20 protein-coding genes are annotated in these 21,934 nt (G+C 60.9%); 13 read left to right on the top strand and 7 right to left on the bottom strand.

Features of this window, described 5'->3' with window-relative positions; genetic code table 11:
• Window positions 1-101 precede the first annotated feature (101 nt).
• Both QLG12_RS20020 and QLG12_RS20015 read left to right on the top strand, forming a co-directional pair.
• Window positions 102-1,049, top strand: a complete 948-nt coding sequence (locus QLG12_RS20020; protein ID WP_011332523.1) for a LysR substrate-binding domain-containing protein — start codon at window positions 102-104, stop codon at window positions 1,047-1,049.
• Window positions 1,050-1,249: 200 nt separating this feature from the next.
• Window positions 1,250-1,657 carry an HPF/RaiA family ribosome-associated protein gene (locus QLG12_RS20015; protein WP_011332524.1) on the top strand — a complete coding sequence of 136 codons (408 nt, stop codon included), beginning with the start codon at window positions 1,250-1,252 and terminating at the stop codon, window positions 1,655-1,657.
• A gap of 71 nt (window positions 1,658-1,728) precedes the next feature.
• On the opposite strand, the gene fecA is transcribed toward QLG12_RS20015, so the two are convergent.
• The 3 genes from fecA to QLG12_RS20000 form a co-directional block, all read right to left on the bottom strand.
• Window positions 1,729-4,062, bottom strand: a complete 2,334-nt coding sequence (gene fecA, locus QLG12_RS20010; RefSeq protein WP_197869735.1) for a TonB-dependent Fe(3+) dicitrate receptor FecA — start codon at window positions 4,060-4,062, stop codon at window positions 1,729-1,731.
• A gap of 100 nt (window positions 4,063-4,162) precedes the next feature.
• Window positions 4,163-5,092: a DUF4880 domain-containing protein gene (locus QLG12_RS20005; RefSeq protein WP_282475119.1), complete on the bottom strand. Its 930-nt coding sequence runs from the start codon at window positions 5,090-5,092 to the stop codon at window positions 4,163-4,165.
• A complete protein-coding gene (locus QLG12_RS20000; RefSeq protein ID WP_236193396.1) occupies window positions 5,089-5,577 on the bottom strand; it encodes a sigma-70 family RNA polymerase sigma factor in 489 nt (162 codons plus the stop codon). Before QLG12_RS20000 ends, QLG12_RS20005 begins: the two co-directional genes overlap by 4 nt.
• Before the next feature lie 175 nt (window positions 5,578-5,752).
• Here QLG12_RS20000 and QLG12_RS19995 point away from each other — a divergent pair, with 175 nt between their 5' ends.
• The 6 genes from QLG12_RS19995 (at window position 5,753) to QLG12_RS19970 (ending at window position 12,059) form a co-directional block, all read left to right on the top strand.
• Window positions 5,753-6,058 carry a DUF3649 domain-containing protein gene (locus QLG12_RS19995; protein ID WP_039769401.1) on the top strand — a complete coding sequence of 102 codons (306 nt, stop codon included), beginning with the start codon at window positions 5,753-5,755 and terminating at the stop codon, window positions 6,056-6,058.
• Window positions 6,055-7,644, top strand: coding sequence for a PepSY-associated TM helix domain-containing protein (locus tag QLG12_RS19990; protein WP_197869737.1), 1,590 nt, complete (start codon window positions 6,055-6,057; stop codon window positions 7,642-7,644). Before QLG12_RS19995 ends, QLG12_RS19990 begins: the two co-directional genes overlap by 4 nt.
• Window positions 7,645-7,971, top strand: a complete 327-nt coding sequence (locus QLG12_RS19985; RefSeq protein WP_197869738.1) for a DUF3325 domain-containing protein — start codon at window positions 7,645-7,647, stop codon at window positions 7,969-7,971. It begins immediately after the preceding gene.
• Between the two features lies 1 nt (window position 7,972).
• Window positions 7,973-8,539, top strand: coding sequence for an RNA polymerase sigma factor (locus QLG12_RS19980; RefSeq protein WP_197869739.1), 567 nt, complete (start codon window positions 7,973-7,975; stop codon window positions 8,537-8,539).
• Window positions 8,536-9,525 (top strand): FecR family protein, encoded by a 990-nt coding sequence (locus tag QLG12_RS19975; RefSeq protein WP_197869740.1) that lies wholly within the window; start codon window positions 8,536-8,538, stop codon window positions 9,523-9,525. Before QLG12_RS19980 ends, QLG12_RS19975 begins: the two co-directional genes overlap by 4 nt.
• Before the next feature lie 104 nt (window positions 9,526-9,629).
• Window positions 9,630-12,059 carry a TonB-dependent receptor gene (locus QLG12_RS19970; protein ID WP_197869741.1) on the top strand — a complete coding sequence of 810 codons (2,430 nt, stop codon included), beginning with the start codon at window positions 9,630-9,632 and terminating at the stop codon, window positions 12,057-12,059.
• 142 nt (window positions 12,060-12,201) lie between these two features.
• Here the strand turns inward: QLG12_RS19970 and QLG12_RS19965 are convergent, their stop codons facing one another.
• Window positions 12,202-13,077 carry an AraC family transcriptional regulator gene (locus tag QLG12_RS19965; RefSeq protein ID WP_064382478.1) on the bottom strand — a complete coding sequence of 292 codons (876 nt, stop codon included), beginning with the start codon at window positions 13,075-13,077 and terminating at the stop codon, window positions 12,202-12,204.
• 139 nt (window positions 13,078-13,216) lie between these two features.
• Between QLG12_RS19965 and QLG12_RS19960 the strand changes: the two genes are divergently transcribed.
• The gene (locus QLG12_RS19960; RefSeq protein WP_236193194.1) at window positions 13,217-14,119 is read left to right on the top strand and encodes a DMT family transporter; all 903 of its coding nucleotides are present in this window, start codon (window positions 13,217-13,219) and stop codon (window positions 14,117-14,119) included.
• A 28-nt stretch (window positions 14,120-14,147) separates the two neighbouring features.
• On the opposite strand, the gene QLG12_RS19955 is transcribed toward QLG12_RS19960, so the two are convergent.
• Window positions 14,148-14,657 carry a DUF2165 domain-containing protein gene (locus QLG12_RS19955; protein WP_197869743.1) on the bottom strand — a complete coding sequence of 170 codons (510 nt, stop codon included), beginning with the start codon at window positions 14,655-14,657 and terminating at the stop codon, window positions 14,148-14,150.
• Window positions 14,658-14,806: 149 nt separating this feature from the next.
• Entirely contained in the window at window positions 14,807-15,781 is a 975-nt protein-coding gene (locus QLG12_RS19950; RefSeq protein ID WP_197869744.1) for a D-glycerate dehydrogenase, read from the bottom strand.
• Between the two features lie 339 nt (window positions 15,782-16,120).
• Between QLG12_RS19950 and QLG12_RS19945 the strand changes: the two genes are divergently transcribed.
• Window positions 16,121-16,582, top strand: a complete 462-nt coding sequence (locus tag QLG12_RS19945) for a hypothetical protein (RefSeq protein WP_197869745.1) — start codon at window positions 16,121-16,123, stop codon at window positions 16,580-16,582.
• 281 nt (window positions 16,583-16,863) lie between these two features.
• Here the strand turns inward: QLG12_RS19945 and QLG12_RS19940 are convergent, their stop codons facing one another.
• Window positions 16,864-17,832 carry a LysR family transcriptional regulator gene (locus QLG12_RS19940; protein ID WP_064382473.1) on the bottom strand — a complete coding sequence of 323 codons (969 nt, stop codon included), beginning with the start codon at window positions 17,830-17,832 and terminating at the stop codon, window positions 16,864-16,866.
• Between the two features lie 182 nt (window positions 17,833-18,014).
• On the opposite strand from QLG12_RS19940, the gene QLG12_RS19935 reads away from it, so the two are divergent.
• The 3 genes from QLG12_RS19935 to QLG12_RS19925 are packed head-to-tail and all read left to right on the top strand — an operon-like array spanning window position 18,015 to window position 21,919.
• Window positions 18,015-19,526 carry an efflux transporter outer membrane subunit gene (locus QLG12_RS19935; RefSeq protein WP_282475118.1) on the top strand — a complete coding sequence of 504 codons (1,512 nt, stop codon included), beginning with the start codon at window positions 18,015-18,017 and terminating at the stop codon, window positions 19,524-19,526.
• 10 nt (window positions 19,527-19,536) lie between these two features.
• A complete protein-coding gene (locus QLG12_RS19930; protein ID WP_282475117.1) occupies window positions 19,537-21,729 on the top strand; it encodes an FUSC family protein in 2,193 nt (730 codons plus the stop codon).
• Window positions 21,719-21,919, top strand: coding sequence for a DUF1656 domain-containing protein (locus QLG12_RS19925; RefSeq protein ID WP_003221811.1), 201 nt, complete (start codon window positions 21,719-21,721; stop codon window positions 21,917-21,919). Before QLG12_RS19930 ends, QLG12_RS19925 begins: the two co-directional genes overlap by 11 nt.
• Window positions 21,920-21,934 lie beyond the last annotated feature (15 nt).

The following is a 21,934-nucleotide window of genomic DNA, read 5'->3' as shown; positions in this document are numbered from 1 at the left end:
TGCCATTTTTTGTAGGACAAGCGCAATGTCGGCGATACTGCCTACCTCGCTTCAACGTGACTAACGAAACTTCCTAAGTAAGCCTTTAGCAGGACTAAACCATGAGTCGTCAATTGCATGCCCAGACTTACGTCTGGCTGCAGGTGTTTTCCTGTGCCGCGCGGCACCTGTCATTCACCCGTTGTGCCGAAGAACTGCACATCACGCCGGGGGCGGTCAGCCAACAAATCCGACAACTGGAAGAGCGCCTGGGTTTTCGCCTGTTTCACCGCCGTGCCCGGGGCGTGGAGTTGAGCGCGGAAGGGCAGCGACTGGCGATCACGGTCAACGAGGCTTACGGCAGCATCGACGCGGAATTGCGTCGGCTCGATGCGGGGATGATCAGCGGGATTCTGCGAGTGCGCTCGATTCCGTCGTTCCTCAGCAAGTGGCTGACCCCGCGCTTGCCACGCCTGCAACAGCGTTACCCGGACATCCAGCTGCGGCTGGTGGCCGAGGACAGCAGCGTGCCGTTGCATGAAGGGGATTTCGACCTGGCCATCGACCTGAACGACGGCAGTTATCCGGGACTGTTATCCACAGCCTTGCTTGATGAGCAGATTTTCCCGGTGTGCGCGCCGGGCCTGTTGCGTGGGCGACCGCCGCTGCACGGGCCGGCGGATCTGGTGCATTTTCCGCTGTTGCACGACATCACCGCCTGGCGCGGCAGTTATGAATACGCGGAATGGGAGTTTTATCTGAATGCCATCGGTTTCGAAGGCGCCGATGTGCGGCGCGGGCACACGTTCAATCGCAACCATCTGACCATCGAAGCGGCGATTGCCGGCATGGGCGTGGCGATTGCAAGGCGCACGTTGCTCAACGACGAGCTGGAGCGAGGGACATTGATCGTGCCGTTCGGGATTTCGGTGCCCAATCACAAGCGTTATGTCTTGCTTTATGCGCCGGGGGCTTTGAGCCATCCGGGTGTGCGGGCGGTGCATGACTGGCTGGTGGAAGAGGCGGGGATTTTCCGCAGCCTGCACCCGTTGGGTGATGGCCAATTGTGAGCAGATTTTTCGGGGTGCCGGGGCGACCCAACTCCCGACCTTACCAGCGCTTTACTCGGTTGTCCGGCTTTTTTTGCGAATGAATATTTATCTTTTTTCAGGGGTTGAAATGTTCGTCCGGCGGGCCGATTGTTGTAATCAAGAGGTCACGAAATCCTGTTCCAGGCCTCTTGCGAGCTAGCTGAAATAAGGGATGAACTATGCAAATCCAAGTCAACAGCGATAACCATATTCAAAGCAGCAAACGACTGGAGGAGTGGGTACGAACCACCATTGAGAGCACGCTCGACCGTTATGAGGAAGACCTGACCCGTGTCGAAGTCCATCTGAGCGACGAGAACGGTGACAAACCAGGTCCTCATGATTTGCGCTGTCAGCTGGAAGCGCGGCCAAAAGGCCATCAACCGATTTCCGTCACCCACAAAGCCGATTCGCTGGAACAGGCGATCGATGGCGCAGCCGAAAAACTGGAGCACGCGCTGGAGCACCTGTTCGGCAAACTGCGCGGCAAACCGCGAGCCGCTGTGGTGCCTTTCACCAGCAAGGCCAACGACAAGCTGTTGGCGGAAGAGTTTGACGAGAACGAACAGGCAGCGATCAACAGTTGATGCGCTGATTTTCCAAGCCACCCAATGAGAAAGGGCCTGCAATTGCAGGCCCTTTCTGTTTTCAGCGGGAATCAGAAAGCAACGGAAGTCTGCACGTACACCGTGCGCGGCTCGCCGACATACTTGCCCTTGTTGTTGTCATCGAACGAACGGGTGAAGTACTGGGTGTTGAAGATGTTCTTCACCCCCACCGCCACATTCAGGTCCGACAACTGTGGGCCGAAGTCATAACCGGCGCGGCTGCTGAACAGCATGTAGCCGGGGATCCTGCCGGTGCTGCCGTCGGCGCTTTCTTTGGAGGTGTTGGCGTTGTCGGCGAACTGGTCGCTCTGGAAGCTGCTGTCCAGGTTGAGCTTCCACGGGCCTTCGGTGTAGCCGACGCCGATCGTGCCTTTGTGTTTCGACGAGAACGGCACACGATTGCCCTTGTTCGGCCCGTCTTCGCGAATGGTCGCGTCGACATAGGCGTAAGTCGCGTAGACGTCGAAGCCGGTCAGCGCCGGGCTCAAGTCGTCGAGGGCGTAGTTGACGCTGGTTTCGATGCCCTGATGGCGGGTTTCGCCACGGGCGATCACCGAATCATTGGTTTGGTTGCTTTCGTACTGGTTGTCGAAGTTGATCAGGAACGCACCGATTTCCGCTCGCAGAGCGCCGTTATCGTAACGGGTGCCGACTTCCCAGGTGCGGGCCTTCTCCGGTTTCACTTCGCCACTGCTGACGCGGTTGGGCATCTGGCTGTATTGCACGCTGCCGAAAGAGCCTTCGGTGTTGGCGTACAGGTTCCAGCTGTCGGTCAGGTGATACAGCACGTTCAGCGCCGGCAGCGCGGTGTTGTAGTCGCCCTTGTATTTGACGTTGGTCAGGTTGTTGGTCTGCTGCGATTCGATCATCTCGTAGCGCACGCCCGGGGTGATCGTCCACTTGCCGATGTCGATCCGGTCATCGACGAAGAACGCATTGGCTTCGGTGCCGCCACGGGTGTCTCGATCATTGCGGCTGTTGGTGGTCGGGTACTCATTGCTGCTGATCGGCGTGCGGTAGCGCAGTTCGTGACCGGCCTCGTTGATATAGCGATAGCCGACGCCGACTTCATGACTGGTGGCGCCGAGGTCGAAGCCTTGAGCGAAGCGAGTTTCCAGACCGCGAACCCAATACTCGCGCGGCGACAGCGAGAGGAAGGTGCCCTGGTCCAGATAACCGCTGCGCAGGGTCTTGGTGAAGAAGGTATTGGCGGTGAATTCGCGGCGGTCTTCCTGATAGCGGTATCCGACATTGAACATCGTGCGACGGCCCCAGAACTGGTCTTTCGGTCGGGTCGACTGATACGGATCGGCATCGTAGTCGGCCACATTCAGGCCGCCGGGCATGTCGGCCTTGCCTTCGTAATACTGGGCCATGGCGTTGAAACTGTTGGCCTCGTCGAGCTGGTATTTGCCCTTGAGGATCAGGTCGTCGATTTCCGTGTCGCTGTGTTCGCGCCAGTCGCCACCGCGCGTGCCGGAGTACAGCAGCGCGCCGCCCAGACCGTTGGCGTTGGTGCCGCCGGCCAGCAGGTTGGCGCTGGTCTTGAAGCCGTCGTGGCTGGACGATGGACTGGTTTCAGTCTGGAAACCGCCTTTCACGGTCGGCTCGTCCGGAATCGCCCGGGTCACGAAGTTGACCACGCCGCCGACGTTCTGCGGGCCGTAACGCACGGCGCCGCCCCCACGCACCACGTCCACTGCATCCATGTTGCCCATGCTGATCGGCGCGAACGACAACTGCGGCTGGCCGTAAGGTGCGAACGGCACCGGAATGCCGTCCATCAACACCGTCGAACGCGCGGCCAGGCGCGGGTTGAGGCCGCGAATGCCGAAGTTCAGCGCCATGTCGTGGCTACCGGTGCCGTTGTTTTCCGGCGCGTTGACCCCGGGAATGCGGTTGAGCACATCGCGGGCCTGAGTCGCGCCCTGGCGTTCGAATTCTTCGCGGCGGATCACGTCACGGGCACCGGGATGTTCGAAGACGTTGACCTGCGCCGCTTCACCCAGCCAGTCGCCGACCACTTTCGAGGTGCCCAGCTCCAGGGCGCCGTCGTTCGACGGTTGCAGGCTGAAGGCATTGCCACCTTCGGCACGGGCTTGCAGACCGGTGCCTTCGAGCAGCGCGTTCAGGCCTTGTTCCGCCGTGTAGCTGCCTTCCAGTCCACGGCTTTGCACACCACTGGTGACCTGCGAGCCGAACGAAATCAGCACACCGGCTTCACGGCCGAACTGGTTGAGGGCATTTTCCAGCGTCGACGGGGCGATGTGATAAGCCTTGGTTTCGGCAGCCTGCGCAAGGGGCAGGGCGCTGAAGCTCAGGCTGGCGCCGAGGACAAGATTGCGCAGGGTTCGGGCCAACGGCGTGAGGCGGGTGGGGTGCATGGAGGACGGTCCTGAGAAGGTTGAATCAAGGGGGCTTTCCTTCTCTGTCACGCCAGATCTGAAAAACGGCTCATTTATTTTTTACAGGGGCGCGGAGCGATCAGGCTCTGGCTTCGACCGTCACCCAATAGCGAGTAAAACGCTTCACTTTCACCGGAAGGCTGATTTCCAGCAGGTCGAGAATCCGCTCGCTGTCGTCCAGTGGATAAGTCCCGGAGATCAGTAAATCAGCGACTTTCGCATCGCAATGGAGCTGCCCGCGACGGTAGCGACCAAGTTCGTCGAGGAAGTCGCCCAGGCGCATGTGCGCGGCCACCAGCATGCCGTCCGCCCACGCACCGCTGTTGGCGTCCAGTGGTTTGGCCGCGCTGACGCCGGTGCTGCTGAAACTCAGTTGTCGGGCGACCGGCAGCAGCAGCGGCGCGCGACCTTGCGCGTTCAATTCGACCCGGCCTTCAAACAGTGCGATCTGCGTGCGGTCGGCAAACTGCCGCAGGTTGATCCGTGCGCTCTGGGTTTTCAGCAGGCCTTGGGCGGTTTGCACTTCGAAAGACCGGGTGGCGGTGAGCAGCATTTCGCCTTCGAGCAGGCGGATCAAACCATCGCCCCGAACATCCGCCGCGCTGGCGGTGTTGAGCTGCAATTGGCCGCCGGCGCCGAGCGAGATCTTGCGCCGCTCACCGACCGGGCTACGGTAATCGGCCAGCAGCGATGGCAATGGATTGTGCTCGCGCATTCCCCAGGTGACTGCCGAGCCGGCGCCGAGAATCAGCAACAACTTCAGCGCCTGACGACGGCTGCCGGACTTCGGCGCATTCAACGCGGCGTGGGCCAGTGGCGACGACAATCCGCGCAACCGCGAATTGACTCGCTGAATGTGTTCCCAGGCGCGGCGGTGTTCGCTGTGGGCGTCGATCCATTGCTGCCAGGCTTGTTGCTGACGCGGGTTCAACGGGCCCTGCTGCATTTCCAGCAGCCAGTGCACCGCCTGTTCGGCGACCTGCGCGGAAAAATCCATCGGCGGGTTCACAGGGCGAAGTAGCAGCGCATCGCCGCTTTATTCAGATGGCGTTTGACCGTGGCCACGGAAATGCCCAGTTCGGCGGCGATCTGCGGATAGGTCAGGCCATCGACCTGCGCCAGCAGAAATGCGCGTTTGACGGCGCGCGGAAGACCATCGAGCAACTGATCCAGCTCCATCAGGGTTTGCAGGATGATCGCTTTCTCTTCTTCCGAAGGCGCAACCATTTCCGGCATCTGCGCGAGGGTGTCGAGGTAGGCGCGCTCCAGGTCCTGGCGGCGGTAATGGTTGAACAGCACGCGCTTGGCCAGGGTGGTGAGGAAAGCGCGCGGCTCGATGATCACCGCCGGCTCGCGGGCGGTCAGCAGCCGAATGAAGGTGTCCTGGGCCAGGTCAGCGGCGCTGTCCGGGCAGCCGAGTCTGCGCCGCAGCCAGCCGGTGAGCCAGCTGTGGTGGGCCTGATAGAGCGATTCGACAGGATGGGCGGACGACAACGGCATCACTCCGGGCGCATGCGGGATGCGTTAGAGAACAAGAATGGTTCGCATTGTAGGGTTGTCGGCGATGTCCGGCAATCAGACTCTTTTGCGTATGAGAATATTTATCATTAATATTGTTCGCCTGTCGTCCGGCGTGTTGGCCGGACGTTAACCGTTTCAGGGTCGAAACATGAAAGCCAAACTCGCCACACTTCCCCTGTCCTATCGTCTGGCAGTCACTTCGCGGGTGCTTGCGGCGGTGTTTGGCGGCTATCTGGTCGCGGCGCTGGCGAGTGTCACGCTGACGCTGTGGCTACCGCTGAACCGCGCAGAAGCGGTGGTGACCGGCATGACCGTTTCGTTTCTGGTTTATCTGGTGGCGGTGCTCTGGTGTTTCGCCTGTCGCACGGCGTGGTCGGCGTGGGTCGGTCTGCTGGTGCCGAGCGTGATTCTGGCGACTGTTTCCGGGGCTGCCCGCGGTCTGGGTCTGGCATGAAAGAGGGCTTCCGGCAGGCGATGGCCTGGCTGCACACCTGGGCCGGGCTGGTCTTTGGCTGGCTGTTGTTCGCGATTTTCCTGACTGGAACCCTGGCCTATTTCACGGACGAAATCAGTCACTGGATGCAGCCGGAAATCCCCGCCCGCCCGTTGAATGCCGAGGCCAGCCTGACCCTGGCACAAACCTACCTGCAACAGCACGCGGCCGGTGCTTCACGCTGGTTGATCGACCTGCCTGATGCCCGCGATCCTGGCCTGGGTGTGCGTTGGCAACCGGCCCCGGCCAGGCCCGGCGAGCGCGGCCAGTTCATCAGCAAGACTCTCGACGCGCAGACCGGTGCCGAAGTGCAGGCCCGGGAAAGCCTGGGCGGCGAGTTCTTCTACCGCTTCCATTTCCAGCTGCAAATGCCCTATCCGTGGGGGCGCTGGCTCTCCACGATTGCCGCCATGGTGATGTTCGTCGCGCTGATCACCGGGATCATCACTCACAAGAAAATCTTCAAGGACTTCTTCACCTTCCGCCCCCGCAAGGGCCAGCGTTCGTGGCTCGACGGGCACAACGCGGTGGGTGTGCTGGTGCTGCCGTTTCATCTGATGATCACCTACAGCAGTCTGGTGATCTTCATGTCTATGGTGATGCCAGCGAGCATTCTGGCTTCGTACGGCAACAATGTCCGGGCGTTTTACGACGAGGTGTTTCCCGCCGCCAACGTTCCCGAGCCTGCCGGTCAACCGGCGACACTGGCACCGCTGGCGCCACTGTTGCGGTCGGCCAGCGAGCAATGGTCGGGTGGACATGTCGGGCGTATCAGCGTGAACAATCCGGGCGATGCCAACGCCTCGGTGGTGATGTCCCGTGCGGGTTCCGACCGGGTGGTGAACGATGCCGGCAGCGCGGTGACCTTCAATGGCGTCAGCGGGCAAATCATCGGCACCCCCTCTCAACAGCCGATGGCGATGGCAGTGGCCGGCAGTTTCTACGGTTTGCACATGGGGCACTTTGCCGGGCCGGTGTTGCGTTGGCTGTATTTCATCTGTGGTCTGGCCGGCACGGCGATGATCGGCACCGGGTTGGTGATCTGGCTCGGCAAGCGTCAGCTCAAACACGCCAAAAGCGGTGTGATGCCGTTCGAGTTGCGGCTGGTGCAAGTACTGAACATTGCCAGCATGGCCGGACTGATGACAGCAGTGGCGGTGTTCTTCTGGGCCAATCGTCTGCTGCCGGTGAATCTGGCCGGGCGTGCCGACTGGGAAGTGAACGCGTTCTTCATCGCCTGGGGCTTGAGCGTGGTGCATGCGATGTTGCGCCCGGGGCGCAAGGCCTGGGTCGAACAGCTATCGCTCGGAGCCGCACTGTTTTTCGCGGTGCCGGCTCTCAATGGATTGACCTCCTCGTATCACCTCGCCGTGACAGTGCCTGCGGGCGATTGGGTTTTGGCCGGTTTCGACCTGACGTGTCTGGGCAGTGGTCTGTTCCTCGCCTGGGCCGCGCGGAAAATGCAGCGCGCCGGACACACCGTCAACGTAAAGAAACCAGCGCGCGAAACGGACCGGCCGATCGCCCTTGAGCAGGGGGCGAACTGAATGCTACTGCCGCTGTTGCTCTGTTATAGCGCTTTTACGGCGCTGTGCCTGGCGATGCCCCGGCATCACGAAGAGCTGCTGGGTCACAAACCTTCGGCTCGCCGTCGGCAATATTTGAAACTCGCAGGCTGGCTGTTGCTGGGGCTGTCGCTGTGGGCGGCGGTTGCCAGCAAGGGCTGGAGTTTTGGCCTGGTCGACTGGTGCGCCGTGTTGATGTTCAGCGCGCTGACGCTGGTGCTGTTGTTGCCCTATCGCCCACGCCTGGCCTTGACCATGGCCGGATTGAGTCTGCTCGCCAGCCCGGTCGCTGCATGGGCCTTGAACTGACATGTTGATCGGCCATCCCCCCGAGCACCGCGACGACGAACCCCATGGTGCCCGTGCGCATTTTCTTCAGGTGTTCCTGTCCCAGCGTTCGCAGATGGAAGCGCTGGTGAGCCGGCGCGTCGGTTGCCGGGCGACGGCGGCGGATCTGGTGCAGGACCTGTTCCTGCGTTTCTGGCGTCGGCCGCTGGTGCAGGTCGAAGAACTCAGCACTTATCTGTTGCGCTGCGCCGGCAATATCGCCATCGATCATTTGCGCAGCGAAGGCACGCGGGTGCGAGTCAACGAAGGCTGGCAGCCGGATGAGCCGGACAGCAGCGCCAGCGAACCGCAGGCGGCGCTCGAAGCAGGCAACGATTTACGTCATGTTGAAGCGGCCTTGCGCGCGCTGCCCGAGCGCACGCGGCAGATCTTTTTGCTCAATCGCATCCATGGGCGCAAGTACGCCGAGATCGCCAAGGCCATGGGCCTGTCCCAAAGCGCCGTGGAAAAACATATGATGCGCGCCCTCGAGGCCTGCAAGGCCAGCCTGCGCGAACCCGCGCCACGCATGCCAGGGAAAGCACCGTGAATCACATCGAACGCGTCATTCCGACGCCTGCTCAGGAACAGGCCGCTTTCGCGTGGTTGAGCCTGTTGCACGACCGCCCCAGCACTGGCGATCAACTGACGTTCAGTCAATGGCTGCATGCCGATCCGGCTCACGCCGAGGCCTACGCCCAGGCGCAAGTGGTGTGGGAGTTGAGCGAAGGGCCGGCGCGCACTCTGGCCGATGAAGACGCGTTGGCGTTGCAGGGTTTGCTCAATGTGATGGACCGGCCGCGTCGTCCGCAGGTCCGGCGTTGGTCCGGCGCGCTGGCCATGGCGGCCTGCCTGTTGTTGATGATCAGCCTCGGCACAGGTTGGCAGCCGCAGCGCTGGATCGATGATCTGGGCGCCGATTACGTGTCGGCACCGGGCGAGATCCGCACCGTGATCCTCGCCGATCAATCGCAGGTGACGCTGGACGCCGACAGCGCTATCGCCGTGGATTTCAGTCACGGCGAGCGGCATGTGCAACTGCGCCGGGGCGCCGGATTTTTCAGCGTGACTCACACGGGCGATCCTTTTGTGGTCGAGGCCGAGAAGGGGCAGGCGCGAGTGTTGGGCACGCAGTTCGAAGTGCGCCTGCAACCGCAAGGTGCCCAAGTGACAGTGCTGTCCGGACGCGTCGGCGTGACGCCATCCCGCGATGGCCAACAGCAGGTTCTGACCGCTGGCCAGCAAGTGGCGTACGGCGCAGGCACCGCGGAAAAACTCCACGCCGTGGACAGCGAAGCGCAACTGGCGTGGCGCCAGGGCTGGCTGACTTACTACAAATCGACACTGGCCGATGTGGTGCAGGATCTGCGGCGTTATTACCCCGGACGGATCGTGTTGCTCAACGACGATCTGGGCGCGCGCAAGGTCAGCGGCAGCTTTCCGAGCAAGGATCCGCAAGCGGTACTGAATTCGCTGCAAGGGGTGTTGGGATTCGAGCAGCATCAGGTGTTGGGCAAGCTGATCATCCTGCGCTGAAAATATTTTCAAAATTGTGGTGAGGTAAATCCGGATGCCATCCGTGTAGTGACTGAAACTGCGAGTCATTCGCATCCGTTGCGGTTCTACACAGGTCATGAGCAATGAAGTCCAGGGCAAAATCGGGTTCGGTCAAACAGTGGTTAGGCGTTTCGGCATTGAGTTTTTCGGCGTTGGCGCTGTTGCCGCTGAGCGCGGCGCTGGCCGCTGAATCCGTCAGCAGTCAGCCGCAAAAGCAATTCAGTTTTTCTCTGGCTGCCAAACCGCTGCCGCAAGCCCTGAGCGACTTCAGTCGCGTGACCGGGCAGAGCGTGGTCTACACCGATGAAGCCCCTTACGGCCTGACCGCACCGGCGATCAACGGCCAGATGAGTGCTGAACAGGCGCTGCAACGTCTGCTCACCGGCTCCGGCCTGACCTTCCGCCGCACCGACAGCCATACCCTGGCGCTCGAACCGCAACCGACCGCAGGCGCATTGAACCTCGGTGCGACCACCATCACCTCGGTGCTCGACCAGCCGATGAGCTACCAGCCACCGGAAACCAGTTCGGTGATGCGCTCCTCCGCTTCGCTTCAGGAAATCCCTCAGACCGTCAACGTGATTGCGGCCCAGGTCATTCGCGATCAGGCACCGCGCAATCTCGATGACGCACTGGCCAACGTCAGCGGCATCACCCAAGGCAACACCTTGGGCAGCACCCAGGATTCGGTGATGACTCGCGGCTTCGGCGACAACCGCAACGGCTCGATCATGCGCGACGGCATGCCGGTGGTGCAGGGCCGTGGCATGAACGCGACTGTGGATCGCGTCGAAGTGCTCAAGGGCCCGGCGTCGCTGCTGTACGGGATTCAGGACCCGGGCGGCGTGGTCAACATGGTTAGCAAGAAGCCCGAACTGACCCAGTACAACGCGCTGACCCTGCGCGGCTCGACCTACGGTGACGGCAAGAATGGCAGCGGCGGTTCCTTCGACAGCACTGGTGCGCTGGGGGATTCCGGCCTCGCGTATCGCATGGTGCTGGATCACGAAGACGAAGATTACTGGCGCAACTTCGGCACTCACCGCGAAACCCTGATCGCACCGTCGCTGGCCTGGTACGGCGAGCGCACCAAGCTGCTGTTCGCCTACGAGCACCGTGAATTCCTGACCCCATTCGATCGCGGCACCCTGATCGACCCACGCACCAACCATCCGCTGGATATCTCGCGCAACGAGCGGCTCGACGAGAAATTCAACGACATGGAAGGGCGTTCGGATCTGTATCACTTCGAGGCCGACCACGAACTCAACGACGACTGGAAAGCCCATTTCGGCTACAGCTGGAACCGCGAAACCTACGACGCCAGCCAGGTCCGTGTAACCGCGATCGACACCAAAAAAGGCACCCTGACCCGCAGCATGGACGGCACCCAGGGCGCGATCAGCACCGACCGTTTCACCACCGCCAGCCTCGAAGGCAAGGTCAACGTGCTGGGCATGCAGCATGACCTGGTGTTCGGCGTCGACGACGAGTACCGCAAGATCTACCGCGCCGACCTGATCCGCCAGAAAAGCCTGAGCACCTTCAGCTACGTCAATCCGGTCTACGGCCGCGAAGTCGAAGGCACCACCGTCAGCCCGGCGGACAGTGCGCAAACCGATCTGTTGCGCAGTGATTCGGTGTTCCTGCAGGACTCGATTCACCTCAACGATCAGTGGATTCTGGTGGCCGGCGGGCGCTTCCAGGAGTACGACCAGTACGCCGGCAAAGGCGTGCCGTTCAAGGCCAACACCGACAGCAACGGCCAGAAATGGGTGCCGCGCGCCGGCCTCGTGTATCGCTACACCGACGCGTTGTCGTTCTACGGCAGCTACACCGAGTCATTCAAACCGAATTCGACCATCGCCCCGCTCAGCGGCAGCAGCACCGTGCTCGACGGCAGCATCGCACCGGAAGAAGCCAAGTCCTGGGAGCTGGGCGCACGTCTGGACATGCCGGGTCGCATCACCGGCAACATCGCGCTGTTCGACATCAAGAAACGCAACGTGTTGGTGGCCAATTCCGAAGGCCCGACGACGATTTACAGCGCCGCCGGCGAAGTGCGTTCCCGGGGCCTGGAAGTGGACCTGACCGGCCAGCTCAGCGACCGCTGGAGCATGATCGGCAGCTACGCCTATACCGACGCCGAGGTTACGGAAGATCCGGACTACAAAGGCAACAAGCTGCAAAACGTGGCGAAGAATACCGGCTCGTTGTCGGCGGTCTATGACTTCGGCAGCGTCATCGGTGGCGATCAACTTCGGGTCGGCGCGGGGGCGCGTTATGTCGGAGAGCGAGCGGGTAATGCGGTGAATGATTTCGATCTGCCGAGCTACACCGTGGCCGATGCGTTCGCCACTTACGACACCAAGGTTGAGGGGCAGAAGGTCAAGTTCCAGCTCAACGTGAAGAACCTGTTCGACCGCACCTACTACACCTCGGCGGCCAGTCGCTTCTTCGTGTCGATGGGCGATTCGCGGCAGATTTCGTTGTCGAGCACGCTGGAGTTCTGATCCAGAACCGCGTCATCGTTCATCGCCGGCAAGCCAGCTCCCACAGGTTTTCGGTCGACCACACCTATCGGGAACGAGGCAGAACCTTGTGGGAGCGGGCTTGCCCGCGATGAGGCCCTGACTGGCAGTAAAAATCCTGGGACTAGCGCAAAAACGCCTGGCGATACTCGCCGGGTGTTCCACCCAGCACCTGGCGAAAGCGGTTGGTGAAGTGGCTGGCACTGGCAAATCCGCAGGCCAGGGCAATCTCCCCCAGCGGCAACGCCGTCCCGCGCAACAACTCCCGCGCCCGACTCAAACGCCGCGCCAGCACATACTGATGCGGCGGCAGGCCGAAGCTCACCCGGAACATCCGCGCGAAGTGGTATTCCGACAACGCACACAAGCCTGCCAGTTGCCCGAGGCTGATCGGTTCGGCCAGTTGGCTGTCGATGAACTCCACCAGTTGCCGACGCTGATGCGGCGCCAGTCCACCCTTGAGGCGCAAGCCATGGCGTACGCCGACCTGGCTCAACAAAGTATGGCTGATCAGTTCGTGGGCCAGGCTGCTGGTCAGCAGACGCTCGCCGGGCTCGTCCCAATTCAGAGTGAGTAACTGGCGAAACCGTCGGGCCTGTTGCGGATCTTCCAGAAAAGTCTGTTCGCGCAGCTGCATTTCCCGAGGCTCGCGATCCAGCAGCGTGACGCAACCCAGAGCAAATTGTTCGGCGCTGAAATACAGGTGGGCCAAGCGGATGTCGCCATTGATCACCCAGCCCGATTCATGGTCGGCCGGCAGGATGCACAGCTTGTCCGGGCCGCCCTTGTGGCCCGGATCGCCACGACGGAAGGTGCCGGTGCCGCCGGCGATGTAACAGGAGAGGGTGTGATGGCTCGGCGCTTCGTATTCCTGGGCGTCGTGATGATTGGTCCACAAGGCTGCGGACAGCCCGTCACCCAACTCGGCGCTGTGCACAAGGCGTGCATTGGGCGAGTTGTTGAGGGCTTGAAAGACTTGCAGGGTATCGATGGCGGCCATGGTCGGTTCTCTTCAACGCCTTGCATCCTACTCCTTGGATTTCGCGCTGCCAGCCTGCGCGCCGACAAAAGCGCAAGTTTATGCAAGCGAGGGTCGAGGGGGTGGGCGGACACTGAAAACCAATCAAGGAGTGTCTGCCATGAACCTGTCGTTGTATTTGTTGACCGTGCTGATCTGGGGCACCACCTGGATTGCCCTGAAGTGGCAGCTGGGCGTGGTGGCGATTCCGGTGTCGATCGTCTATCGCTTCGGTCTCGCGGCGCTGGTGTTGTTTGCGTTGTTGCTGCTCAGCCGTCGTCTGCAACCGATGAACCGGCGCGGGCATCTGATCTGCGTCGCGCAGGGCTTGTGCCTGTTCTGCGTCAACTTCATGTGTTTCCTGACCGCCAGCCAATGGATTCCCAGCGGTCTGGTGGCGGTGGTGTTCTCCACCGCGACCTTGTGGAATGCGCTGAATGCGCGGGTGTTCTTCGGCCAGCGTATCGCGCGCAATGTGCTGATGGGTGGGGCGCTGGGGCTGTCTGGCCTGGGCCTGTTGTTCTGGCCTGAGCTGGCGGGGCATCACGCCAGTCCGCAAACCCTGCTCGGCCTCGGTCTGGCGCTCTGCGGCACCCTGTGTTTCTCGGCGGGCAACATGTTGTCCAGCCTGCAACAGAAGTCCGGTCTCAAACCGTTGACCACCAATGCCTGGGGCATGGCCTACGGCGCGGCGATGCTCTCGGTGTGGTGTCTGGTCAAAGGCATTCCGTTCGAGATGGAGTGGACCTCACGCTACATCGGTGCACTGCTGTATCTGGTGATCCCGGGGTCGGTGATCGGTTTCACCGCTTACCTGACGCTGGTCGGCCGGATGGGCCCGGAGCGCGCGGCTTACTGCACGGTGCTGTTCCCGGTGGTCGCGCTGAACGTTTCGGCATTTGCCGAGGGCTATCAGTGGACGGCGCCGGCATTGGCGGGGCTGGTACTGGTGATGCTGGGGAATGTACTGGTATTTCGTAAACCCCCGATTGCCGTTGTTTCCACGCATGGAAAATTGGCCTGATATTGATTGAATCTTGAGCGTTGATTATTCAGCGCTCGTTTTTCAACGTTATGAAAATCAGTACCGGCAATATGAAGTCGACAATGTGCCGTGCCCAGTCTTTCGCGTTCCATGCTTGCGAAGTGTCCATGTCGAACCATTCAACACCGATACTTTGCAGGCAGACGTAATAGATGAAGATGGCGATCAATAAACCAGTGATCGAATATTTCTTTGCCTCGTGAAACTCTGCGGCGGAGTCGTTGATGCTGCGATAGAGATGATAAGTGCCAACCAGGCAATAGGCGGTATAGATTGACTCCATGGTAATGATGAACCAATAGATCCGGTGGTGCATCATGGGCGATTCGATCGCTCTGTAACGTATGTTCTCGTTGATCTGAGTCGTGTCCATACTCAGGATGTGTCCGACGTACTCATAGTTTGATGCGTAGTCTGTCAAGTTTGAGTACATCACCAGTAGTCCAAAAAAACTGATGTAGGCCATCAGGCAGACTTTGCTGTAACGGATTAGTTGATCGGTATTGTAAGTTCTCAAGGTGGCTATTCTCCGGAGTGTTTATTGTTGTGTTTAAACGTCCGGAAAGTTTATAGCGCGATGATGTTTTTCGTTGATATGTTGATTTTCAAAGTATGTATTGGAGCGCGATTGAACGGGCAAGCACCTCGCAGTACTTGCCCGTTTTTTTATCCGCGCCAGACCTGCGGATTCACCAGATCCTGCGGGCGCTCGCCAAGCAGGGCGCTACGCAGGTTAGTCAGGGCACGATTGGCCATCGCTTCGCGGGTTTCGTGGGTGGCCGATCCGATGTGTGGCAGAGTCACGGCGTTTTTGAGCTGAAACAGCGGTGATTCGGCCAGCGGTTCTTTTTCGTAGACATCCAGACCAGCACCGCGAATCCGGTTGTTCTGCAGGGCCTCGATCAATGCCGGTTCATCCACTACCGGACCACGAGAGATGTTCACCAGAATTGCATCCGGCTTCATCAGCGCCAGTTCGCGGCGGCTGATCAGGTGGCGGGTCTTGTCGCTGAGCGGCACCACCAGACAAACGAAGTCGGCCTCGGCCAGCAGTTGGTCAAGACTGCGAAATTGTGCGCCGAGTTCCTGTTCCAGTCCGGTCTTGCGGCTGTTGCCGCTGTAGAGGATCGGCATGTTGAAGCCGAGGCGTCCGCGACGGGCGACGGCGGCGCCGATGTTGCCCATGCCGACGATACCCAGGGTCTTGCCGTGTACGTCGCAACCGAACAGTGGTGCGCCGACACTGGCCTGCCATTGGCCGGCCTTGGTCCAGGCGTCCAGTTCGGCGACACGGCGGGCGCTGCTCATGATCAGGGCGAAGGCCAGGTCCGCGGTGCTTTCGGTGAGGACGTCCGGGGTGTTGGTGAGCATGATCCCGCGTTCGTTGAAGTAGGCGAGGTCGTAGTTGTCGTAGCCGACGGAGACGCTGGAGACCACTTCGAGTTTGGCGGCGTTTTCCAGTTGGGCCTTGCCGAGTTTGCGACCGACGCCGATCAGGCCGTGGGCGTGGGGCAGGGCTTCGTTGAACTGGGCGTTGATGTCACCGTTCTTCGGGGTGGGGACGATGACGTCGAACTCCTGTTGCAGGCGTTCGATCATGAGGGGCGTGATGCGGCTGAAGGCCAGGACTGTTTTTTTCATTGGCATTGGGCTCGGCTTTGGGCTTGATGCCAAGCAAGCTAACATTTCTGGCTCCGGGTTGTCTTGGCGGCTTGTGCGCCGAACAGCCTCTTGGGTTTTTGGGTGAATAAGCGGTTTTTCGAGAGCGGCTCCGTGTTCATCTTGAGTCTCTTCCAGTGTTGCTGTTCTAAACTGCGCTGAACTTTTGATGGTTTTGCTTATAACAAAAAGAATCGCCGATAAAGGCTTTTATTGCGAATAGGTCTCTAAGGCTGTCAGTTCTGACAGGTGCGGAAAATAATAATAATGGCAGTCTTTTATTTCGCATTTCCCGCGACAGTCAAAATGAAAGGACTTCCCATGAAAAATGAATTTTTTCTGTTTTCAAACCAACAAAAAAATGTGAGCGGTACAGCCAATGTTCTCATTGATGGTCTTGTACCATTCAACGGCGTGGTTGATATCTTTGTAACGGATGATGAGGAAGTTTACGTCAGTGCACGTCAGCAGTTTGATGACAAGCGATCAGGGTCTTTGGCGTTCAGCTTTAAAGCTGATATCACTGATGGTATGCATGATTATGAGGCAGATTTAGGGATGTATATTAGTTATGCTTTGTTCGAAGAGGTCGCAGGGGGGACAAAAATCACGCCGTTCCCGGCTGTTTACGGTAGTGGAACTGTAAATGTTACTTTCGACTTTGATAAAGGTACATTGGAAGTCGTGTTTAACTTGGAAGTTCAAAACAGTCCTACTGAGCCAAGGTTAAAAGCGATTGGTGCATTCAGAGATGTTTCAGGTCTTGAGCATGTGAAGAAGTAGCACGGCTCTATTTTGATCGTTCCCACGCTCGGCTTGGGAATGCAGCCCGGGATCCTCTGTGTCCCATCCGAGCTGCCAGCGAATGCAGTTATCGCTGGCAGGTCGGTTTGGTCAGAGCGGTTTAGCTGTGTGCGGGATGACGTTGTACTTCGACGTTATCCAGACCCGACCGCTGATGCGTCAGCGACCCTCAAAAGCCTATCCACCTCGTTTCCGAGGGACAACCGACGCGACTTGTCGGAAACGTCCCCGCAAATCACTCCGTCTGTAGGACGGTAAACTCAGTTCGCCAGCCTGGCTCCACCCAGACTCCCACTCATCTCATAAGCCGCCAACTCCGCCTGATGCCCCGCCAATATCTCCGGCAGCGACCCACGCAGGTACTCGACCCAAGTCTTGATCTTCGCATCCAGGTACTGCCGCGACGGGTAGATTGCGTACAGATTCAGTTCCTGCGAGCGGTAGTTCGGCATCACCCGTACCAGCGAGCCATTGCGCAAGCCTTCGATTGCGGCGTACACCGGCAATACACCGACCCCCATCCCGCTGGTGATCGCGGTTTTCATCGCGTCGGCGGAGTTCACCAAAAAGGGTGAGCTGTTGATGGTGACCATTTCCTGGCCTTCAGGGCCGTCGAAAGCCCATTTTTCCAGGGGGATTACCGGGCTCACCAGGCGCAGGCAAGCGTGGTTCAGCAGGTCGCTGGGCTTTTGTGCGCAGCCGTTGGCTTTCACGTAGGCCGGCGAGGCGCAGACGATGCTGTAGGTGATGCCCAGGCGTTGCGAGACGAAGCCCGAGTCCGGCAGTTCGCGAGCGAGGACGATGGACACGTCGTAGCCTTCGTCGAGCAGATCCGGCACGCGATTGGCCATGGTCAGGTCGAAGGTCACGTCCGGGTGGGTCTTGCGATAGCGGGCGATGGCGTCGATCACGAAGTGCTGGCCGATGCCGGTCATGGTGTGGACTTTCAGCTGCCCGGCCGGGCGGGCGTGGGCCTCGCTGGCTTCGGCTTCGGCCTCTTCGACGTAGGCGAGGATCTGCTCGCAGCGCAGCAGGTAGCGCTTGCCGGCTTCGGTGAGCGCGATGCGCCGGGTCGTGCGGTTGAGCAGGCGGGTTTGCAGGTGGGCCTCAAGGTTGGAGACCGCGCGCGAAACGTTGGCGGTGGTGGTGTCGAGCTGCACGGCGGCGGCGGTGAAGCTGCCCGCTTCGGCCACACAACTGAAGGCGCGCATGTTTTGCAAAGTGTCCATGGGGTGCTCTCAAGGGAGATGGCAAATTGTGACACGAAGTTTCAGGGGCTGAGACCCCCGACCAAGGGATTATCTCGTTAACCGTAACAAAGATTCGCAGAAAACCCAGCTTATCGCCGTTCAGGGCGCCCCCTAGAATTGCGCCCACCTCGAAACATCTCCCACCTCAGGAATTCGCAGCAGTGCCGCGTCGCATCAACAGAGCGCTTTTGCCGCTCAGTGTTCTGGCTTTTTCGTTAGGTCTCGGCGGCTGCATTGGAACCGGAGGAATTGCCCCGCAGGGCAAGGCTCTGGAGGCTAATGAACTGGCCACCGACGAGGCCATCGCCCACGCCGCCCGTGACGCAAACTGGCCCACCGCCCAATGGTGGCAAGCCTACGGTGACCCGCAACTCAATCGCTGGATCGACCTTGCCGTGCAAGGCAGCCCGACCCTGGCCATGGCCGCCGCGCGAGTGCGTCAGGCCCGGTCCCTGGCCGGTGTCGCCGAAGCCGCCGAGTCGTTGCAGATCAATGGCGAGTCGACCCTCAAGCGCCACAACTGGCCGACCGATCAGTTCTACGGCCCCGGTGAGTTGGCCAACAGCACCACCTGGGACAACAACGCCGCGCTGGGTTTCAGTTACGCCCTCGACCTCTGGGGGCGTGAAAGCAACAGCACCGAGCGTGCGGTGGATCTTGCGCACATGAGCGCTGCCGAGGCGCGTCAGGCGCAGCTCGAATTGCAGAACAACATCGTGCGCGCCTACATCGAACTGTCACTGCACTACGCCCAGCGCGACATCGTCGCGGCGACGCTCAAGCAGCAACAGCAGATTCTTGAGCTGGCGCAGAAACGCCTGGACGGCGGGATCGGCACCCACTTCGAAGTCAGCCAGGCCGAAACCCCGCTGCCGGAAACCCATCGGCAACTGGATGCGCTGGACGAAGAAATCGCCCTGAGCCGCAACCAGATCGCGGCACTGGCCGGTAAAGGCCCGGGCGCCGGCGCGCAATTGCAGCGTCCGACCCTATCCCTCGGCGCGGCGCTGAAACTGCCGTCGGCATTGCCCGCCGAACTGCTCGGCCAGCGTCCGGACGTGGTCGCCAGTCGCTGGCAAGTGGCGGCGCAGGCGCGCGGGATCGATGTCGCGCATGCCGGGTTCTACCCCAACGTCGATCTGGTCGGCAGCCTCGGCTACATGGCCACCGGCGGCGGGGCGCTGGAGTTCCTGACCGGCAAGAAGCTCAACTACAACGTCGGACCGGCGATCTCGCTGCCGATCTTCGACGGCGGGCGACTGCGTGCCGAACTCGGTGAAGCGTCGGCGGGTTATGACATCGCCGTCGCGCATTACAACCAGACCCTGGTCAATGCGCTGAAGAACATCTCCGATCAACTGATCCGCCGCGAGTCGATGGACAAGCAGCAGACATTCGCCGCCGAGTCCGTGGCCACGGCGCAGAAGACCTACGACATCGCGATGATCGCCTACCAGCGCGGGCTCACCGACTACCTCAACGTGCTCAATGCCCAGACCCTGCTGTTCAAACAGCAGCAGGTTCAACAGCAGGTGCAGGCGGCGCGTTTGAGTGCTCATGCGGAACTGGTGACGGCATTGGGCGGTGGCCTTGGTGCGGGTAACGACGTGCCGACTTTTGAGCAGACCGCCGCCCCGAAAACCCCGGCCCTTCTTCAAGCCCTCGACCACTGAGCAAGCCTTAATGACTCCCTTGCCCGCACCTTTGCGCTGGCTCTACTCCCTGGAATGGCGCCGGGGTTTCTTCGAATGGGCGCGCAGCGACGGCGTGACCTGGGTCTACATCTTCAAGGTGTTGATTGCCGCATTCCTGACCCTTTGGCTGGCGATGCGCCTGGAACTGCCGCAACCGCGCACGGCGATGATCACCGTGTTCATCGTCATGCAGCCGCAGAGCGGCCAGGTGTTCGCCAAGAGCTTCTATCGCTTCCTCGGCACCCTGGCCGGGTCGGCGATGATGGTCACGCTGATTTCGCTGTTCGCCCAGAACACCGAACTGTTCCTCGGATCGCTGGCGATCTGGGTCGGCATCTGCTCGGCCGGCGCCGCCCGTTGCCGCAACTTCCGCGCCTACGGTTTTGTGCTGGCCGGCTACACGGCGGCGATGGTCGGTTTGCCGGCGCTCGCCCATCCCGACGGTGCGTTCATGGCGGCGGTGTGGCGGGTGCTGGAAATCTCGCTGGGGATCCTCTGCTCGACCCTGGTCAGCGCCGCGATCCTGCCGCAGACCGCCAGTGCCGCGATGCGCAACGCCTTGTATCAGCGCTTCGGTGTGTTCGCGTTGTTCGTCACCGACGGCTTGCGCGGGCGCAGCAGACCGGAGGCGTTCGAGGCCAGCAACGTGCGCTTCATCGCCGAAGCGGTGGGGCTGGAAGGGCTGCGCAGCGTGACCGTGTTCGAAGACCCGCACATGCGCCGGCGCAACGGTCGCCTCAGTCGCCTGAACAGCGAATTCATGGGCATCACCACGCGTTTCAACGCCTTGCACCAGTTGCTCGAACGCTTGCGCCGCAACGGTGCCGATCACGTGGAAGCGGCGATCAAGCCGGGCCTGCAGGATCTGGCCGAAGTACTCGACGGCTTCAGCGGCCGCGCCCTGACCAGCCCGGACGCGGCGCGTCTGGTACAGGCGCTCGCTGTCTACAAGGAAGCCTTGCCGGCGCGGGTGCGCAGCCTGCGGGCGATCTTTCAGGAGAGCGAGCCGAGCGACGCCGAGCAACTGGATTTCCACACCGCGTATGAGCTGCTCTATCGCTTCGTCGATGACCTGCACAGTTATGCACAGACTCACGCGTCGCTGGCCGATCACCGCCACGAACGCGAGCGCTGGGACGAGCCGTTCACCCCGCAAACCAGTTGGTGGGCCGCAGCGGCTTCAGGGATTCGCGCGTCATTCATCCTGATCGTGCTCGGCAGTTACTGGGTCGCCACCGCGTGGCCGAGCGGCGCGACCATGACCCTGATCGCCGCCGCCACCGTGGGCTTGTCGGCGGCGACGCCTAACCCGAAACGCATGGCGTTCCAGATGGCCTGCGGCACGTTCCTCGGAGCGCTGATCGGCTTCGTCGAGATGTTTTTCATCTTCCCGTGGATCGACGGTTTTCCACTGTTGTGCGTGATGCTCGCGCCGGTGATCGTGCTCGGCTCGTTCCTCACCTCGCGGCCGCAATACGCCGGTGTCGGCCTCGGCCTGCTGATCTTTTTCAGCACCGGTTCGGTGCCGGACAACCTGACGATCTACAACCCCTACACCTTCATCAACGACTACATCGCCATGGTCATGGGCATGCTGGTCTGCGCGGCGGCGGGGGCGATCATTCTGCCGCCGAACAGCCGCTGGTTGTGGCAGCGCCTGGAGCAGGACCTGCGCGGACAAGTGGTGTACGCCATCAGCGGCAAACTCAAGGGGCTGGCGTCGAGTTTCGAAAGCCGCACGCGCGATCTGATGCATCAGGCTTACGGCCTCGCGGCCGGTCAGCCGTTGGTGCAGAAGAACCTGCTGCGCTGGATGTTCGTGGTGCTTGAAGTCGGCCACGCGATCATCGAGTTGCGCAAGGAACAGGCGATCCTGCCGGTGCACCCGGCGTATGCCGAGTCGCAACCGTGGCGGCAGGCAATCCGGGTCATGGGGCGCTCGCTGGTGCGGCTGTTCCTGCAACCGAATTCAAGCAATCTGGAACGCGCACTGGTCGCGGTGGATCACGCGATCAGCCGGGTCGCCGCCACTGACGAACCGTTCGCCCCGCACTTCGATACCTCGGCGCTGCGGCGGGTGAAAAGCTACCTGCACTTCATCCGCACCTCGTTGCTCGACCCGCAATCGCCCCTTGCTGCCTACGCCATCGCCAAGCCCGAAGGACTTGCCCATGCCTCGTGAAATCGCCTTCCACGGCGTGTACATGCCGACCATGACCCTGATGTTTTTCGTCGCCGCGGCATTGGCCTGGGCGCTGGACCGGTTCCTGTCGGGCTTTGATCTGTACCGCTTCTTCTGGCACCCGGCGCTGCTGCGCCTGAGCCTGTTTACCTGTCTGTTCGGCGCGATGGCGCTGACTGTCTACCGTTGAGTCTGAGAATTGTCC

The organism is Pseudomonas sp. V88_4, assembly GCF_029967985.1.
GTDB classification, from domain to species: Bacteria; Pseudomonadota; Gammaproteobacteria; order Pseudomonadales; family Pseudomonadaceae; genus Aquipseudomonas; species Aquipseudomonas glycinae.
The sequence above is the reverse complement of the archived record's forward strand: the minus strand, read 5'-3'. Positions and strand labels throughout refer to the sequence as shown.